Raw genomic sequence first — 16,373 nt, 5'->3', positions numbered from 1 at the left:
GGAATCACCAGAACAGAGTGTACAAGGCGATGAGGATTGCGATGACGCCGACCGCGGCGATGTTGAACACGCCACCGGTGCGGTAGTCCACGTCATCGGTGCGGATGAAGTCCTTGTCCTCGGCCTTCGGCGTCAGCAGCGACACGACGGCTGCCAGCGCCAGCGCCAGCAGGAACACCAGGCCCACGCGGTCGATGAAGGGCAGGGACGGCCACGCCAGCTTCAACACCACCGACAGCACGAACGAACCGATCGCCGCGCTGAGCGCGCCGGCTTCGTTGGCGCGCTTCCAGAACAGGCCCAGCACGAAGATCACCACGATGCCCGGGGTGAAGAAGCCGGTGTATTCCTGGATGTACTGGAAGGCCTGGTCGAAGCTGCCCAGCAGTGGGCGCGCGGTGATGATCGCCAGGAACACCGCCAGTACCGCCACGATGCGGCCCACGCGCACGAGATGGGTTTCGCTGTGCTGGCGCTTGGACTTGGCGTAGAAGTCCAGCGTGAAGATGGTCGCCACCGAATTGATCTTCGAAGCCAGCGAAGCCACGATCGCCGCGACCAGCGCCGCGAACACCAGGCCCAGGATGCCGGTGGGCAGCAGGCGCATCATCGTGGGATAGGCCTGGTCCGGCTTGGCCAGATCAGGCGCCAGCACCACCGCCGCGATGCCCGGCACCACCACCACCAGCGGCATCAGCAGCTTCAGGAACGCGGCGAACACCACGCCCTTCTGCGCCTCGCCCAGGTTCTTGGCGGCGAGTGCGCGTTGGATGATGTACTGGTTGAAGCCCCAGTAGCTGACGTTCATGATCCACATGCCGCCAATCAGCACGCTGATGCCAGGCAGATCCTTGTAGAAGGGATTGTCCTTCGAAAGGATCATCTCGAAATGGCCGGGATGTTCGGCCCACAGTTTCGAGAAGCCCGCGCCGATATCGCCGCCACCGATGTGGCTCAGGGTGATGCCGGTGACCAGCAGGCCGCCGAGCACGAGCAGGGTGACCTGCACGATGTCGGTCAGCGCCACCGCCTTCAAACCGCCATACAACTGATAGGCCAGGGCGAACACGCCCAGCAGCGTCAGCGCCAGCATCTGGTCCATGCCGGTCACCTGCGCCACCGCGATCGAACCCAGCCACAGGATCGAGGTCAGGTTGACGAACACGTACAGGCCCAGCCAGAACACCGCCATCAGCGTGCGGATCTTCGTGCCGTAACGCTGCTCCAGGAACTGCGGCATGGTGTAGATGCCGTTGCGCAGGAACACCGGCAGGAAGAACTTGCCGACGATCAGCAGGGTCAGCGCCGCCATCCATTCGTAGGAGGCAATCGCCAGGCCGATGGCGTAGCCGGAGCCCGACATGCCGATGATCTGCTCGGCCGAGATGTTCGCCGCGATCAGCGAGGCGCCGATGGCCCACCAAGGCAGCGACTTGCTGGCCAGGAAGTAGTCCTTGGCGTCCTTCTGGTGGCCGGACTTCTCGCGCGAGACCAACTGCGCCAGGATGAAGATGCCCGCCAGGTAGGCCAGCACGATGCCTGCGTCGAGGCTGGAAAGTTGCATCAGGGATCTCCAGAGAACGGGGGTATGCGTCAGCGGACCGGCACGGCGTCGGGATCGCCGGCGAAGCGGGGTTCGGGCAGCCCGGCCACGCCCGGCGTGCAAGCGAACACGTCGCCGGCGTGGCGGTCCTCGCAGCCCGTGCCGGTGTTCAAGCCGTCGTGCGCGCTGGTGACGAACAGCGTGCGCAAGCCCGGCCCGCCGAATGTGGGACGCGTGGGCTGTACAGTCGGAATGGCAATGCGGCGATCCTCGCGGCCATCGGGCAGATAGCGAACCACGCGGGCCGCGCCCCATTGTGCGTTCCACAATCCGCCTTCGGCATCGACGGCAGAGCCATCGGGCTCGCCATCCTGCGCAGACAGATCGGCGAACACCGAAGCCGGGCCGACCTGATCGCCGTAGTCGCAACGCAGGATTTTCTTCTGCAGGGAGTCGCAGAAGTACATCGTCGCGCCATCCGGACTGAAGGCCACGCTGTTGGCGATGGCCACGTGCGGCAAGGGCAGGGCTTCCAGCGACAGGTCGGCGTTGAGGCGGTGGAAGCCGCCGACCGCCAGCTTGGGACCCTGCGCCGCTTCGTGCAGGGTGCCGAATACGAAGCGTCCCTGGCGATCGCAGGCACCGTCGTTGGCGCGCGTGTCGTGGCGATCGTCGAAGCCTCTCGCTGCGATGCCGTTCGGCCCGAAGTCGCGCAGTTCATTGCGCTGCGGATGGAAAAAAGCCAGCCGCGTCGCCAACGCCAGCAGCAGCCAGCCATCGGCCTCGCACAAGGCGAACGACGCCAGGCGTTCGGGCAACGCCCAGTCGTGCGTAGCGCCCTCGTTCGGCAGGTAGCGCCACAGGCGCGCGGCGTGGATGTCGGTCCAGTACAGCGCCTGTTCGCGCTCGCACCACAACGCACCTTCGCCCAGTTGGTTGCCGGCGGTGACAGCAACGCGCATTTCGCCCATGCTCACACCCACCCGCCGTCGACGATGAAATCCTGGCCTGTGCACATGCGGCTATCGTCGGCGGCCAGGAACAGTGCCATGCGCGCCAGATCCTCGGTCTGCAGGTGGCCGGGCAGGCATTGCGAACGGCGGATCTGCGCTTCGCCTTCCTCGTCCAGCCACAGCCGGCGTTGTTTTTCGGTAATGACCCAGCCCGGCACCAGCGCGTTGATGCGGATGCGGTCGTGGCCCAGTTCGCGCGCCAGCCCGTTGACGAGCCCGCGGATGGCCGACTTCGCCATCGCGTACATCGGGTAGCCGGCGTTCTTGATCATCCAGCCGGTGGAGCCCAGGCAGATCACCGAACCGCCGCCGAGCGTACGCATGTCCTCGATCACCGCCTGCGTGGCGAAATACTGGTGGCGCAGGTTCACCGCGATGTTGCGTTCGAACTCGGCCGCCGTGGTCTCGCCGAAGTCATGGCGCGCATCGTTGGCGGCGTTGTTGATCAGCACGCCGATGGGACCGATCTGCGCGCGCGCGGCGGCGATCGCCGACTGCAGGGCGTCGAGGTCGGTGACGTCGCAGCGCTGGTAGACCGGCGCGTGCGCCATCCCGGCAAGCCCGGCGATCAGGGCGTGCGCCCCGGCATCGTCGATGTCGAAGAACGCCACGCGCGCGCCCTGGCGCGCGAACTGTTCGACAAAACTGGCGCCGATGCCGGTGGCGCCGCCGGTGATCAGCGCCGCGCGGTCGGCCAGGCTCGGATACCGCGCCGTCAGGGTGCCTGCCAGTGAATCGGTCATCGTGCTCACCACTCCGCCACGCTGCCGTCGGCATGGCGCCAGATCGGATTGCGCCAACGATGCCCCTCGGCGGCGCGTTCGTCCACGTAGTCCTGGTTGATCTCGATCCCCAGCCCCGGGCCGCCCGGAATCGCCACGTAGCCGTCCTGGTAGGCGAACGGCGAGCGGTCGGCCAGGTAGTCCAGCAGATCGTTGTCGGCGTTGTAGTGGATGCCCAGGCTCTGTTCCTGGATGAAGGCGTTGTAGCAGACCGCATCCAGTTGCAGGTTCGCGGCCAGTGCGATCGGGCCCAACGGGCAATGCAGGGCCAGCGCGACATCGTAGGCTTCGGCCATCGCGGCGATCTTGCGGGTCTCGGTGATGCCGCCGGAATGTGACGGATCGGGCTGGATGATGTCCACGCCGCCCATCTGCAACACGCGCTTGAAGTCGAAGCGCGAATACAGCCGCTCGCCCAGCGCGATCGGGGCAGGGGACAGCGTGGCCAGCTCCGGAATGGCTTCCAGGTGATCGGACAGCACCGGTTCCTCGATGAACATCAGGCCGAACGGCGCCAGCTCGCGCATCAGCACCTTCGCCATTGGCTTGTGCACGCGGCCGTGGAAATCCACCGCCAGCCCGACTTCGCGGCCGACGGCATCGCGCACGGCCTGCACGTTCTCCAGCACGTGGGTGACTTTCTCGTGGGTGTCGACGAACTGCACTTCCTCGGTGGCATTCATCTTGACCGCCGAGAAGCCGCGCGCCACCGCTTCCTTCGCCGCGCGCGCCGTGTCGGCTGGACGGTCGCCGCCGATCCACGAGTACACGCGGATGCGCTCGCGCACCTTGCCGCCCAGCAGCGCGTGCACGGGTACGTTGAGTGCCTTTCCGTGGATGTCCCACAGCGCCTGGTCCAGGCCGGCCAGGGCGCTCATCAACACCGGGCCGCCGCGGTAAAAGCCGCCGCGGTACAGTACGTTCCAGTGATCCTCGATGAGGCGTGGATCCTTGCCGATCAGGTAGTCGGACAATTCCTCCACGGCCGCGGCCACGGTATGCGCGCGGCCCTCGACGATGGGTTCCCCCCAGCCGCTGATGCCGGCGTCGGTGTCGATGCGCACGAACAACCAGCGCGGCGGCACGAGGAAAGTGGTGATGGCGGTGATCTTCATGGAGTCTGATTCCGTGTCGGTGCGTGTTGCGTCAAAGTGCGTTCCATCAAAGTGCGTTCCAGGCGTCGACGTAGGCGTGCGCGCGCCGCGCTACTTCGGCCGCGTCCATGCCGGGCGCGTACAGCGCCGAGCCGATGCCGAAGCCGGCCGCGCCGGTGGCGCGGTAGGCGGCCATCCGTTCAGGGGTGATGCCGCCAACCGGCAGCAGCGCGGTGCCCGTGGGCAGCACGCTCAGCCAGGCTTTCAGCACCGGCGGCGGCAGCTGTTCGGCGGGGAAAAGTTTCAGCGCATCCGCACCGGCCCGCAGCGCGGCGAAGGCCTCGGTGGGCGTGACCACGCCCGGCGTGCAGACCAGGCCGGCGGCGTGCGCGGCGCGGATAACCGCGGTGTCCGCGTGCGGCATCACGATCAGGCAGCCGCCGGCCTGCGCGACCTCGTCGACCGCGCGCGGCGTGAGCACGGTGCCCGCGCCGACCAGGCAGCGATCACCGAAGGTTCCAGCCAGCAGGCGGATGCTTTCCAGCGGCTGCGGCGAATTGAGTGGTACTTCCAGCACACGGAAGCCGGCATCGAACAGCGCCGCGCCGATGGCGGGCGCTTCGCGCGGTGTCAGACCGCGCAGGATCGCAACCAGGGGAAGGGGTTGCAGCCAAGCGGTACTCATGCGGACTCCGTCAGCGTTTGGACTTGCGGGCGCGCCCTCGTCCTTTGATGTTGGCGCGCGAGTCGGCGATCATGCCGTGCATGGCCTCGCGCGCGGATTCCGGCCGCTTCAGCCGGATGGCGTCGTACACCGCGAAATGCCGCGGCAGCGAATACTTGAAGTCCACCGCCGTCTGCGCCGATAGAAGCAGGTAGGCACCCAGGGCCGCGTCGATCACCGAGAACAGCGAACCCATCAGCTCGTTGTTGGCCGCGTCCAGCACGCATGCGTGGAAATCCAGGTCGGCCTTGGCCCAGGCGTCGCGATCGGTGGCCGCTGCCATTGCCTCGTAGGCCGCTTTGATCCGCGCCAGCTGTTCCGGCGTGCGTCGCCGCGCCGCCGCCGAGGCCGCGTACGGTTCGATGATCTCGCGCATCTCCACCAGCTTCTCGACGAAATCCTCGGTCGGCATCGACGCGCAGCGCCAGGCCAGGATGTCCGCATCCAGCTGATTCCAGTAGCGCGGATCGCGCACGCGGATGCCGGTCTTCTGCTTGGTTTCGATCAGGCCCTTGGAACCCAGCACCTTCAGCCCCTCGCGCAGCGCGGTGCGGCTGACCGCCATGCGCTGGGCCAGGGTTTCCTCGCGCGGCAGCGGATCGCCGGGCTTCAGCTCGCCGCTGACGATCATCCGGCCGATCTCCTGGATGACCTGATCGTGAAGATTGCGTACCGCGATCTGTCTCACTGAATCCCCTTGGGCTGGATGCGCCGTGTCCGTCGGCCACTCGTATTATCCGACAATAGGGGTATAGCACGACTTTGGGGGGGGAATGAAAGGTGCTTGGCATCAGGGCGCCACCGGATCGATTTCGAGGTAGTCGTAATCCAGCGGACGGCTGGCGTTGGTCACGACGATGCGGTTGGCGCCGGCTTGCATTGGCGCGAGGAACTCGGCGGTGCGCCAGCCTGGCTGCATCACTGGCTGCTCCGCGGCAGGCAGGGCGCGGCCGTTGACCTCCAGCCGCGGCGCGGCGGCGAAGCCGATGTCGGCATAGCGCACGCGCAGCCTGCGTTCGCCGGCCCGGTCGGCTTGCACCTCGAACGCCAAGTCGGCGCCGCTGCCGCTGGCCAGACGCACCTTGCGGCCGGCGGAGGCGTCGTCATCGTTGATCTGCGCGCCGCGACGGCGATGCGCGTCCTCGGCTTCGTAGCGGTGCAGGGCCAGCGGCGCGGCCGCGTGCAGGATTTCGTTCGCTTCGGCATCGGCCGGCGCGTTCGCCGTCGACGATGACGTGATGTGCAGCAGCGTACCGTCGCGGCGCGGCAGCATGGCCTGGGTCCAGCCGGCATGGATGTTGCCGCTGCGCTTGGCGACTGGCGCGGCCACTTCCCACCACGGCCCCTCGCCGCCGTTGTCGTTGCGGTAGAAAGTGCGGCCGTCGGCGTCACCGCCGCCGCCCGCGCGTTGCGCGGCCACCAACAGCACGCCGTGCACAGTTTCACCGGGCAGCCAGCGGATGCTGGGGCAGGCGGCCGGCCACGCGCCGGACGCGGTGCGGATGGCGATGCCGGGATCTTCCGGCTTGCCCCAGTCCAGGCCGTCGCGGCTGAGCTTCAGGTGCACTTGGCCATTGCGTTCGCCGTCGATGTTCTCGAACACCATGGCGTAGCCGCGATCGCCGATCCGTTCGACGATGGCCATGCCGGGGCGCTCGACGCCGCCGGGAAAGGCCACATCGACGGCTTCCTGGCCCCAGGTGCGGCCGCCGTCGGCGGAAACCTTGTGGGCGAGCAACTGGTTGTAGCCGTCTTGCTTGTGCTGTTCGCTGGAGTAGTAGGCGACCATGCGGCCGTCATCCAGCACCACGATATAGGGCTCCCACACGCCCTGATTGAGGCGATCCGAAGGCTGGCCGCCGCCCTCCACGATGCTGCCGCGATATTCCCAGCGCTGCCCGCCATCGCGGCTGGCGTAGAGCTGCAAATCCTGGCGGACGACCTGGTTCTGTTCGTTGCGGCCGGTGGAATTGGCCGCCAGCAGCAGCGTGCCGGCGGGCAGGTCGCCACTGGATCGCGCCAGCTCGCTCAGGTGCGGTTGCCAGCGCAGTTGCCAGCGCCGCGTGTCGCCATGCGGCTGGTCCACCACTTCGCCGACCCTGCGCCATCGCGCGCCCTCATCGCGGCTTTCGTACAGCGGGATACCGCCAGGTTCGGAGGGTTCGAACACCAGCAGCATGCGGCCGTTGTCGGCAGCCCGCGGCTGGTGCGCCAGCTGCACCGCCGACGCGTAGCCCACGCCCGCCGCCAGGTGCTCGCCGCGGACATCGCCGTCCGCGCCCAAGGCGCTGGCGGCGGCGGTGAGGAGCGCCGCCGCCAGCATCCAGCCACGGGAGGGTGTTGGCTGGATCACAACTTGAACCGCAGGCCCAGGGCAATGGTGCGGTCCTGGAAGCGGATATCGCGCGGACGCGAGTTACCGGAACCCCAGAACTGATGCAGGTCGTTGCCCAGCAGGTTGGTGGCCGAGAACACCAGCGTGGTCTGCTGGGTCACGTCGTAGCTGATGGAGAAGTCCAGCGAGCTGGCCGGTTCCACCTGGTCCTGGTTGCCCGACACCGTGGGCTGGGTGAAGAAGTCGATGTAGCGGCTGCGGTAGCCGTAGGCCAGGCGCGCCGATACGTTCGGGTTCTCCCAGAACAACACCGCGTTGTAGTTGTTCTTCGACACATTCTGCAACGGACCGGTGACGATCGGCCCGCCGATGAACTGCGGCGTGTCGGTCTCGCCATCGATGTAGGTGTAGTTCAACTGCGCGCCCAAGCCGCTCCACGCGCCTGGTAGGAAGTCGAAGGTCTGCTGCCAGGCCAACTCCACGCCCTGCAGATAGCCGCTGCCCGCGCTCTGCGGCGAGGACAGTTCGTACGGGTCGCCACCAATGGTCACGTTGGTGACGTAGTTCTGGATGTAGCCGTCAATGTCACGGTAGAACAGGCCCACGCTGGCATATCCCACCGGCGAGTAGTACCACTCCAGCGAAAGATCGTAGTTCTTGGCCTCGATCGGACTCAGGTCCGGATTGCCGCTGGAGGCGACGCCGGGACGGTTGATGGTGCCGGGGTTGAGCGAGATCGACGGGTTCAGCGAGCCGAAAGCCGGATAGCTCAGCGTCTTGGCGGCGATCAGGCGCAACTGCCACTCATCGTTGAAGTGCATGTTGAGGCTGGCGTTGGGCAGGGTATTCGTGTCGTCGGTGCTGCGGCTGAGCGGGCTGTACACGCCGGTGCTGGCGTCGAAGGCGAACGCATTGAGGTTGCGCTTGACCTTCTCCACGCGCACGCCGAACAGGCCGTCCACCGGGATGCCGAACATCTCGAAGTCGTACTTGGCCTGCACGTAAGCGGCGCTCTTCTTCTCCTCGATATCGAAGAAGCGGCCGGGGTTTTCCGGCGCCAGGCCGGCGGGCAGGCCGTACAGCGCGCGTAGCGCGTCGGCGTTGTCGATCAGGTAGTCGTAGCAGGGCGTCAGGAAACTCTGGTGCAGCGCGGCGTTGCCGCGCTTGCTGCAGAAGAAGCTGGCCGGGTCGAAGCGCGCGATCACCTGGTTGGCCGGATTCGGATTGGCGGTGATGTTGCCGGTACCCGCGCCACCCGGCGGCGGCGTGGAGATTTCCACACTGCCCTTGGCGTTGGCGTTGCGGTCGGCGTAGCGCAGGCCGAACTGCAGGTTTGCGATGGGGCCGTCGTTGAAGTCGAAGCGACCGTCGCCACGCCAGCTGTTCTCTTCGCCGGCCGTGTGCGACCAGGTCTGGAACAGGCCATTGAGGTAAAAGCGCGACGGATCCAGCGCCGGATCGCCGGCCAGGTACCAGTTCTGGTGGCTGCCCGAGGTCCCTTCCCAGACCGTGGTGATCGGGCCACTGAGGAAGGTGTCGATGATGAAGTTCTCATCACGGTAATAGCCGGACGTGCGCGCCAGTTCGGTGGACAGGTGCAACTGGTCGCCGTCCCACTTCAGACCCAGCGCGTTCTGAATGTCCTGGCCGCGCTGCTTGTGTGCCTGCGTGCTGGTGGCCGCGTAGGTATCGCCGGTCCATTGGCCGCCGTTGGCGTCGCAGATGGTCTGGCCCGACAGCGGGCCGGAAAGCTGGTTGGGATAGCAGGTGCGGCCAGGATTGAGCTGGGTGGGCGTGACCGCACCAACCGGGAAGGTGAAGTAGAACGCCTGGTCGAAGTCATCGCGTACATAGTCGTACAGGCCTTCCAGGTAGACCTCGGTGGCCTCGTTCGGCTTCCACTGCAAGGCGTAGTTGAACGCGCCGCGCTTGCGGTCACCGTGGTTGTAGGCGGTGCCCCAGCCGTTCGGCGCGGCGATCAGGTTGCCGCTGTCGTCGCGGATCGGTTCGCCTGCGCCATCGGTGGCCACTTTCGGAAAGTCGCCCCACACTGCATCGTAGGCGTAGTGCTTGCCGATGTAGCCGAAATTGACCAGCGCGCCGAACTCGCCGGCATCGGTGTCCCAGCGGTTGCTGAGCAGCAGGCTGGCGTTCGGATCCACCTTGCCGCCGTACTTGCTGTCGGTGGCGGTGAGGGTGCCGGCGACCTGCGCGCCGTCGAAATCGAAGGGACGGTGCAGTTCGATGTCCACCAGACCGGCGATGCCGCCCAGCGGCAGGCTCGCCTCGCTGGTCTTGTAGACGCGCAAGGTCTTGATGGCGGTGGCCGGCAGGTTCTGGAACGCGTAGCCGCGGCCGGCGCCGCTGAAGATCTCGCGCCCGTTGAGCGTGCTGATGACATTCGGCAAGCCACGAATCACCACGCTGGTGGTTTCACCCTGGCCGCCCTGCGCGACCTGCACGCCGGTGATACGTTGCAGGGCGTCGGCCACGCTGTTGTCAGGCAGCTTGCCTATGTCCTCGGCGACGATCGAGTCCACCACCATGTCCGCGTCCTGCTTGATGGTCTGGGCCGTTTGCAAACTCTGGCGCAGCGCGGTGACGATGACCGTGTCCAGGGTGGTGGCTTCCTGCGAAGGCGGCGTCTGCGCGGGCGTGGCCTGGGTGTTGGCGGTGTTGTCCTGCGCCAGCGCAAGCGCGGGCAGCGTCAGCGCGGACAGGATCGACAGCGAAAGCAGGGAACGGGGCATGCGGTGATTCATGGCGACTCTCCGGAAGAAGGCGTGAGCGTCCTTCCGGCCACGTGGGGGGCGGCCGGTGGTAACGTCAGTTCAGGGGGTGGAAGGGGCGTTCGCGGGTTGGCTTGCCAGCGAGCGGAAGATTTCGACTTCGCGGGCGCGGTAGGGCGTGCCGTCGGCCTTGAGCAAGTCGTGGAACCACAGGGTGGGTTCCTGCAGGGTGTACGGCTTCTGCCAGCTATCCCAGGGGAAGCGCGTCTGGATGGCGCCGTCGACAAAACCCCAGTTGATCATGCCGATGTTCTCGCGGTGGGCGATAGGCAGGATCGTGTCCACGTTGGAGCCATTGCCGCGTGCCAACCACTCTGTGCAGATCAGCGGACGGTCGTAGCCGCGCAGTTGGCGGATTCGCTCCTCGAAGGATTCGGGCTGTTCGTAGCTGTGGAAGCTGATGACATCGGACTGTTCCAACTGCGTGCGCTGGATCGCGTTGAGCGTCTTCGCGCCCGGCGACCAGTCATCGCCGATCCACACGCCGCTGGTCAGTGGCTGAATCGGCTTCTTGGCGCGCGCCCATTCGAACACCTTGGGCAGAAGTTCTTCGATGCGCGCCTGCTCGCTTGGCAATTGCTTGTCCATGTAGCTGCCGCCGCCCGGATTGTCCGGCTCGTTCCACACGTCCCAGGCCAGCACGCGTTTGTCGTTGGCGAACGCGCCAACCACACCCTGTACATAGGCGCGGAAGTGGGCATCGTTGGCCGGGTCGACCAACTGATGGCGGCCCGGGCTCTGCAGCCAACCGGAGTTGTGCACGCCGGGAATCGGGCGGTGTTGCGGACCCAACACCGGATCCGGATCCCAGCAACTGTCGAACAGCACCAGCATCGGGCGGATGTCGTGCTTGGCGGCGATCGCCAGGAACTGGTCCAGTCGCTTCACGAAACCCTTCGGATCCTGCTGCCAGAGCAGGTCGTGCAGGTAGACCCGCATGGTGTTCATGCCGAATTTCTCGCGCGCCCAGCCCAGTTCACGATCGATGGCGACCGGATCAAAAGTCGCGGCCTGGAACATCTCCAACTGGTTGATCGCGTTGGAGGTGGTGTAGTTTGCGCCCAGCAGCCAGGGCTGTTGCGCGTACCACGCCTTGGCCTGTTCGGGCGACCAGCGCTGGCTGTCGGCGGACTGCGCCTGTGCCAGCGGCGCGGCCAGCACCAACAGCGCGGTGACCACGATCTGCGTTAACCATTTGTGCATCGGATGCATCTCCTTATCAAGGAATTTGGGCATGCCTCCGACGTCCACGACGGCCGTAGCCATCGTGCGGCAGTGGCATGCAGGCGCCCGCGGGGGCGTCGGAACTAGCGCGTCTTGCCGGGACTGTCTTTGTCGGTGGAGAACCGATAGACGATTCGGTTCACGTACTTCTGTCCAGGCTCCAGCCGCGCCGAACCGAAGGCGGGCTGGTTGGGCGTGTCGGGAAACAACTGCGGTTCCAGCGCAATGGCATCGCCCTGGCGGTACACGCGTCCGCTTTTGCCGACGGTGGTGCCGTCCAGGAAGTTGCCTGAATAAAACTGCAGGCCCGGCTGCGTGGAAGACAGCGACATCACGCGGCCGGACTTAGGGTCGTGCACGCGCGCCACTTCGCGCAATTCCTTCGCCGGCGCGCGGCTGACGACCCAGTTGTGGTCATAGCCGCGGCCATGCAGCAGTTGCGGCTCGGAGCCGGTGCGCAGGTCGCGGCCGATGGGCTTGGGCGTGCGGAAATCGAATGCGGTGCCTTGCACAGGCTTGAACTCGCCGGTGGGAATCAGCGTGGCGTCGACCGGCGAGTAGGCATCGGCAGCGATCATCAGTTCGTGATCCATCGCCGTGCCAGAGCCTTCGCCGGACAGGTTCCAGTAGGCGTGGTTGCTGAGGTTGACGATGGTGAGCGCGTCGGTGGTGGCGCTGTACTCGATCGCTAGGCGGCCGTCGCCTTCCAGCGCGTAGCGAGCGGTGACGGTCAACGCGCCCGGATAGCCCTGATCGCCATCGGGGCTGACATAGCGCAGGGTCACCTGATCCGGCTTGGCTTCCACCACCTCCCAGACCACCTTGTCGAAGCCGCGCGCGCCGCCATGCAGGCTGTTGGGGCCGTCATTGGTAGGCACCCTGTATTCGCGTCCGTCCAGCGTGAACTTGCCTTTGGCGATGCGGTTAGCGAAGCGCCCGACGATGGTGCCGAAGTACTGCGGCTTGGCCAGCGTGGCGGCGAGCGTGGCATCACCCAACACGACATCGGCATACTTGCCGTCGCGGTCCGGCACTTCCAGCGAGTGCAGGGCGGCGCCCAGCGTGAGCACGCTGGCGCGCATGCCGCTGCCGTCTTCAATCTTCAGCGCTTCCACCTGGGTGCCGTCCGGCAGCGTGCCGATCACGGTGCGTTGCTGCGCGCTTGCGCCGACAGCCGCGGCCAGCGCCAACGCGCCCACGCAGCCTGCCGCGAACCCCTTGCCAAGCCCCATAGAGTCCACCCTCCCAATCGTGTGTGATATAGAAAACATATAATCATACAAATAGCACGCTGCGCCGCAGCAAGGCGTCCAGCTCGGCGAAGCCGCGCGTCACCGCGTCGGCCGAGGCGGTGACGCGCGAATCCAGATCCAGCGTCTCCAGCGCGGCCCGGTAGAGCGCGCACACCGGCGCGGAGCCGACAAGCGGAATCGCGGAGGAACCGGTTTCAGCAAACAACTCCCGCGCGTCGGCGATCTCCGCGCCGATCAGCAGGCCGCGCAGCCACGCGCCGGCGTCGGCACGGTCCAGTGCGCCGCGGATGACCCGCGCGCGCGCGCCGAACAACTGCGTGCCCAGGCCTAGCGTGCGCGACGCGCCCAGCCGCACGCCTTCGCGGAAGGCCGGCCCGTCGCTGCCCGGACCTTCGACGATGGAGGTCAGCAAGCCCGCCGTCGTGAGTCGGTCGAAGATTTCGCCCGACATGGCGGTCATGAACTCGGTGACACTGCCCTCGCGCAACCGCACCCACTTGGTGTGCGTGCCGGGCAACGCGACCACCGGCGCGTCGCCGAGCTGCCCGCTGGCGAACAAGCCGAACAGCTCGGTTTCCTCGCCGCGCATGATGTCCGGCGCGGCGTCACGCTCACGCACGCAGGCCAGGCCCGGCACGATATGCAGATCCAGTTCGCCGATGCGGGTGAGGGCCAGCTTGCGCGACAGCGCTTCGATGCCGGCGGGGCAGTCCACGTAGCCCGCGTCGATCCAGCCGACGTTGGAGCCAATCATGCCGGCCGCATACGCGCGGATGGCGTCGGGCCAGCGCGCGCGGACACGGTTGGCGATTTCGACCATACCCTCACGCGCCAACGTGGTCACGCCGGCCGGCGCCTCCAGCGCGTCCAGCACGCGGCCATCGGCGGCGATGCGGTACGCGCGGAGGTTGGAACTGCCCCAGTTGATGCCGATGATTGCGTCTGCGTCTGTCTCGCTCATGCCCTGGCCTATGGGGGTCGTGTTTGCATATTGTCTGATTATATGGTTTTGTTCACGGCGCACCGCAAGCGAACAAGGGGGGAGCCGATGTCGAAGTGGCCCACGCGGCTGATGATGATGCTCCTGATGACGCCCGCGCTGGGCGCGCAGGGCGGGGAAGGGCAGACGTTCGAGAATCCGCTGCTGCCGTCGGGACCGGACCCGTGGATCGTCCGCGACGGCGATGCCTACTTCTACATGAGCACGCACGGCAACCGGCTCACGATCCGCAAGACCGCGGATCTGACGCGCCTGGCCGAAGTCGAAGAGATTACGGTGTGGCGGCCGCCGGCCAGCGGGCCGAACGCGATCTCGATCTGGGCGCCGGAGCTGCACCGCATCGACGGGCGTTGGTACATCTACTACACGGCGGCGGCCAGCGGCCACGACGACGACGATCATCGCGGCGTGTTCGTGCTCGAGAACGAACACGCCGATCCCACGCAGGGCGCGTGGCGCGATCGCGGGCAACTGAAAACCGCGCATCCCGGCATCGACGGCACCGCCTTCGTGCATGGCGGCAAGCGCTATTTCGTCTACTCGCCGTATGTCGGGCCGGACAGTGTGCTGGCGATCGTCGCCATGTCGAATCCGTGGACGCTGGTGGGCGAGGAAACCATCATCGCGCGCCCGGATCAGACGTGGGAGCGGCAGGGCGGACGGCAGATCCTGGAAGGCCCAGAATTCCTGTCCGGTCCCAGGGGCGATCTGTTCCTGTCGTACTCGAGCAGCGCGTGTTGGTCCGACGACTACGCCATCGGCCTGCTGCACGCTCCCGCCGGCAGCGACCCGCTGGACGCCGCTGCCTGGCGCAAGTTGCCGCGACCCATTCTCGCCAAGAACCCCGCGCAGAACGTATACGCGCCTGGCCACAACGGCTTCTTCCATTCACCGGACGGGCAGGTGTGGATCGTCTATCACGCCAATTCCGGCCCGGACATGAAATGCACGGCCAAGCGTTCGCCGCGCATCCAGCGCGTGGAGTGGACGCCCGATGGCGTGCCGTCGATCGAGCCACCGACTGGCGCGGGGGTGAAACTGGCCGCGCCGCAGCCTGCGAACAGTACGCGTTGATGCGGCCTCACACGCAGCGCCCGGAGCGGTGCTCCCCGAATCCAGGTCCGTTCCCTCATCACGGCAACCGCATGTCACGTAAAGTCGGCCTTGTGTGCTGCGTTTGACGCGCGTGCGCTGATGATGGAACTGGACAGCGGCCTCATGAGCGGCTGTGGCAAGTCGAGCCGTGGACGACAACGCCTCGGGAGCGTCTGGCCACAACGCCGGCAGTTGACCCGGACAAGCAAGGAAGGCGAGGCATGAACAGTCAATTGCTACCGATCAGGATGGTTTCCGAAATGACCCAAGAGGAACATCCGCTTCTATATGACGACTTGATTCGATTTCCAAAGGGCACTAAACGCATCAACCGACTCCGGACGCTAACCCATGATGGATTGCTGTTCCAGTTTGGCGGGACGGATCGAATCAAGGCAGTGTCCGGCGAAACAACAATATGGGAGTACGGGTTGGTCGGTGATCAGCCAGATTTCCCTTGAACTGTTGACTGATTAGGGATCGTTATCGGGGGTTTTCACACAGCCTCAGCCAGGAGCGGATGTCGGAACTGTCGACGGAACACAAAGTCGGTCGACCAAATGTGGTTGGCCTATTGGGGTACTGCCAGTGGCTGGCATTTGATCTGGCAAACGCTCCTGGCCGCCGGTATACGCGCTCCAGCAAGCTTCGGACGGCGCACATCTTCTCGGAAGAAGGGGGGGGGGGCGGACTATTTAGTAATCGTGCGCATCTGGCATGAGGTTTCGAGCTTAAGTTCCGGCCAGTCTTGGAAATTTAGTAATTTTACTAATTGAGCGTACCATGGGGCGTCTCAGGCCTTGCGCCCATTGCCGCCGAGACTGCCCTGCCATGTCGCCCCGCCACGCCCTTGCCCCCCTCTTGTCACCGGGTTCCGGAGGCGGCTGATGGGCTCGGTAATAGTCCTCGACACCCTGCTGGCCGCCCGCACGCTGTGGCACGCGGGGCGCAGCGCTGCTATTGCCGCCGATGGCGAGCCCACCGGCCATGCCGCGCTGGATGCGCTGCTGCCGCAGGGCGGATGGCCCCGGCGCGCCCTGACCGAACTGCTGCTGCCCGCCGACGGCGTGGGCGAACTGGCTTTGCTGCTGCCTACGCTGGCACGGCTGACCCAGGCCGGTGGCACGGTGGCGGTGATCGCACCGCCCTACGTGCCCTATGCGCCGGCATGGCAGGCGGCCGGTGTGGATCTGGCTGGACTGGAGATCATCGACGCCGCACCGCGCGATGCGCTGTGGGCGTTCGAACAATGCCTGCGTAGCGGCGCCTGCGCGGCCGTGGTCGGCTGGCCGGTGCACGCCGATGCGCCCGCGTTGCGCCGCCTGCAGGTGGCTGCCGACAGCGGTGAGTGCCTGGGCTTCGCCCTGCGCGACCGCAAACATGCCGCCAATCCTTCACCGGCGGCGCTGCGGGTGGAGTACGCCGGTGATGCCTGCGGTGCAGGTGCCTGGCACGTGCGCAAATGCCGAGGCGGCCCTACGCCAGCGCAGGCGTTTGCCTTGGGTGCGAGTTGAGCCGCGC

At 66.3% G+C, this 16,373-nt stretch carries 14 protein-coding genes; 3 read left to right on the top strand and 11 right to left on the bottom strand.

The window, feature by feature from the left end; translation table 11 throughout:
- Window positions 1-4: 4 nt before the first annotated feature.
- From AAD027_RS08755 to AAD027_RS08705, 11 genes are all read right to left on the bottom strand, one after another.
- On the bottom strand, window positions 5-1,564 hold the full coding sequence (locus AAD027_RS08755; protein ID WP_341725637.1) for a sodium/sugar symporter: 1,560 nt from the start codon (window positions 1,562-1,564) through the stop codon (window positions 5-7).
- A gap of 29 nt (window positions 1,565-1,593) precedes the next feature.
- Window positions 1,594-2,505, bottom strand: a complete 912-nt coding sequence (locus AAD027_RS08750; protein ID WP_341725636.1) for an SMP-30/gluconolactonase/LRE family protein — start codon at window positions 2,503-2,505, stop codon at window positions 1,594-1,596.
- Window positions 2,506-2,516: 11 nt separating this feature from the next.
- Window positions 2,517-3,299 carry an SDR family NAD(P)-dependent oxidoreductase gene (locus AAD027_RS08745; RefSeq protein WP_341725635.1) on the bottom strand — a complete coding sequence of 261 codons (783 nt, stop codon included), beginning with the start codon at window positions 3,297-3,299 and terminating at the stop codon, window positions 2,517-2,519.
- Between the two features lie 5 nt (window positions 3,300-3,304).
- Entirely contained in the window at window positions 3,305-4,453 is a 1,149-nt protein-coding gene (gene dgoD / locus AAD027_RS08740) for a galactonate dehydratase (RefSeq protein ID WP_341725634.1), read from the bottom strand.
- A gap of 46 nt (window positions 4,454-4,499) precedes the next feature.
- Window positions 4,500-5,117 carry a 2-dehydro-3-deoxy-6-phosphogalactonate aldolase gene (locus AAD027_RS08735; protein ID WP_341725633.1) on the bottom strand — a complete coding sequence of 206 codons (618 nt, stop codon included), beginning with the start codon at window positions 5,115-5,117 and terminating at the stop codon, window positions 4,500-4,502.
- A 10-nt stretch (window positions 5,118-5,127) separates the two neighbouring features.
- On the bottom strand, window positions 5,128-5,844 hold the full coding sequence (locus AAD027_RS08730) for a FadR/GntR family transcriptional regulator (protein ID WP_341725632.1): 717 nt from the start codon (window positions 5,842-5,844) through the stop codon (window positions 5,128-5,130).
- Between the two features lie 102 nt (window positions 5,845-5,946).
- Window positions 5,947-7,509, bottom strand: a complete 1,563-nt coding sequence (locus AAD027_RS08725) for an exo-alpha-sialidase (RefSeq protein ID WP_341725631.1) — start codon at window positions 7,507-7,509, stop codon at window positions 5,947-5,949.
- The gene (locus AAD027_RS08720; RefSeq protein WP_341725630.1) at window positions 7,506-10,241 is read right to left on the bottom strand and encodes a TonB-dependent receptor; all 2,736 of its coding nucleotides are present in this window, start codon (window positions 10,239-10,241) and stop codon (window positions 7,506-7,508) included. Before AAD027_RS08720 ends, AAD027_RS08725 begins: the two co-directional genes overlap by 4 nt.
- A gap of 81 nt (window positions 10,242-10,322) precedes the next feature.
- Window positions 10,323-11,483 (bottom strand): cellulase family glycosylhydrolase, encoded by a 1,161-nt coding sequence (locus AAD027_RS08715; protein WP_341725629.1) that lies wholly within the window; start codon window positions 11,481-11,483, stop codon window positions 10,323-10,325.
- 104 nt (window positions 11,484-11,587) lie between these two features.
- Window positions 11,588-12,736: an aldose epimerase family protein gene (locus tag AAD027_RS08710; protein WP_341725628.1), complete on the bottom strand. Its 1,149-nt coding sequence runs from the start codon at window positions 12,734-12,736 to the stop codon at window positions 11,588-11,590.
- Window positions 12,737-12,779: 43 nt separating this feature from the next.
- A complete protein-coding gene (locus AAD027_RS08705; protein ID WP_341725627.1) occupies window positions 12,780-13,718 on the bottom strand; it encodes a 2-dehydro-3-deoxygalactonokinase in 939 nt (312 codons plus the stop codon).
- Window positions 13,719-13,805: 87 nt separating this feature from the next.
- Between AAD027_RS08705 and AAD027_RS08700 the strand changes: the two genes are divergently transcribed.
- From AAD027_RS08700 to imuA, 3 genes are all read left to right on the top strand, one after another.
- A complete protein-coding gene (locus AAD027_RS08700) occupies window positions 13,806-14,831 on the top strand; it encodes a glycoside hydrolase family 43 protein (protein ID WP_341725626.1) in 1,026 nt (341 codons plus the stop codon).
- 242 nt (window positions 14,832-15,073) lie between these two features.
- Entirely contained in the window at window positions 15,074-15,313 is a 240-nt protein-coding gene (locus AAD027_RS08695) for a hypothetical protein (RefSeq protein ID WP_341725625.1), read from the top strand.
- A gap of 426 nt (window positions 15,314-15,739) precedes the next feature.
- Window positions 15,740-16,366, top strand: a complete 627-nt coding sequence (gene imuA, locus AAD027_RS08690; RefSeq protein ID WP_341725624.1) for a translesion DNA synthesis-associated protein ImuA — start codon at window positions 15,740-15,742, stop codon at window positions 16,364-16,366.
- The last annotated feature ends 7 nt before the right edge of the window (window positions 16,367-16,373 follow it).

It is taken from the genome of Pseudoxanthomonas putridarboris, from assembly GCF_038321125.1.
GTDB lineage: Bacteria > Pseudomonadota > Gammaproteobacteria > Xanthomonadales > Xanthomonadaceae > Pseudoxanthomonas_A > Pseudoxanthomonas_A putridarboris.
The sequence above is the reverse complement of the archived record's forward strand: the minus strand, read 5'-3'. Positions and strand labels throughout refer to the sequence as shown.